Annotated in this window: 1 protein-coding gene; it reads left to right on the top strand. The window is 66.2% G+C overall.

The window, feature by feature from the left end; translation table 11 throughout:
• Positions 1 to 1,648, top strand: a 1,648-nt coding sequence (locus TW83_RS21175; protein ID WP_045983510.1) for a hypothetical protein, incomplete at both ends; no start/stop codon positions are given.

Genomic DNA, 1,648 nt, shown 5'->3' with positions numbered 1-1,648 from the left:
CAGAACCTGTCCGGCACCGTCGATGCGGATGGCCGCGTCGGCATCGTCGCCGGGGGCCGCAGGCTGCGCGCCATTGCCCGCGCCGTCGAGCGTGATCCGACCGTGACCAAGCGCCACCCGGAACTGGCATCCGTTCCCGTCCGCATCGCCCCCGACGAGGCCACCGCGCGGGCATGGGCCAGCGCCGAGAACGCCGCCCGCGAGGACCTGGCCCCCGCCGATGAAATCCGGGCCTATGGCCGGATGAAGGATGCAGGCGCAGACGTGTCCACCATCGCCCGCAGCTTCGGCAAGACCGAGGCGCATGTTTACCGCCGCCTTGCGCTGGCAGCACTTCCCGCCCCCGTTCTGGACGCCTTGAAGGCAGGTCAGATCAGCCTTGGCATGGCAAAAGCCTTCACCGTGTCCCAGGACGAGGCCCTGACCTTGCAGGTTCTGGCCCAGGTGAAGGGCCGCGACCTGTCGGAACACCAGATCAAGCGCGCCTTGCAGCCCGACGCCATCAGCGGCACCGACCGCCGCGCCCTGTTCGTCGGGCTGGACGCCTACGAGGCCGCAGGCGGGCGGTTGATCCGCGACCTGTTCAGCGACACGACCGCGCTGCACGATGCCGACCTGCTGGACCGCCTGTTCATCGAGAAACTGAAAGAGGAAGCGGCGAAGGCCGGGGCGGTCTGGAAATGGGCAGAGGTTTGGACCGACAGCTATATCCCCTACGACACCACCGAGAAGATGGACCGCGTTTACCGCGTCGAGGGCGAACTGACCGAGGAACAGACCGAGCGTTACGACGAGTTGGCCGAACTGGCGAATGGCGACGTTCTGGACGAGGCAGGGCAGGCCGACCTGGCGGAACTGGTGGCAATCCTTGACGGAGATTACACCGATGCGCAGCGCGCCGTGGCCGGGGTGTTCGTGTATGTAGGAAGCGATGGACGGCTTTGCGTAACCAACCCCCTTGTCAGCCCCTATGACCGCGCCGAGGCAATCGAGACGCAGGTTCTGACCGGCCATGCCGCAACGCGCCACGGCGCGGCCAGCGTCGAGGACGCGCCCAAGTCGCCCTATTCCGGTGCGCTGGTCGAGGACATGAAGGCCGTGCGGCTGGCCGCGATCCAGACCGCGCTTCTGGACAAGCCGGAAATGATCTTTGACCTGCTGGCCTTCGGCATGTCGCTGGCATCGGGTGTCAGCACCCATGTGTTCGACCTGTCGCCGGGACGCCCCAACAACTGCCCGAGCAAGCCGGATGGCCTAGAGTTTTCCGAACGCCTGACCCATGCCCCTGCGGGACATGAGGCATGGAGCCGCCCGGAACTGCGTGTGGACGATCTGGCAACCGCCTTCCGCACGTTCGTGGCCGCTGGCAAGAAGGCCCGCAACGCGGCGCTGGTCGAGGGGGTGGCGCGGACCCTGCCCTATGGTGCGGGTAGCGCGGAATTTTTCGGACTGATCGAGGCCGATGCGGGGGCCGGTATCCGCAAGGTCTGGACGCCCACCGCCGAGAACTTTTTCAGCCGCGTCAGCGCCGACTATCTGGACACGCTGCATCTGGAACTGACCGGCTGCGATCCGCAGGGGAACGGCTTCAAGGCACACAAGGTACAGAAGAAGGCCGAAAAAGCGCGGTGCATGGAGCGTCTGTTCA

The sequence above is a fragment of the Paracoccus sp. S4493 genome (assembly GCF_000967735.1).
Classification (GTDB): Bacteria; Pseudomonadota; Alphaproteobacteria; order Rhodobacterales; family Rhodobacteraceae; genus Paracoccus; species Paracoccus marcusii.
This window is presented reverse-complemented; position numbering and strand designations above follow the sequence as displayed.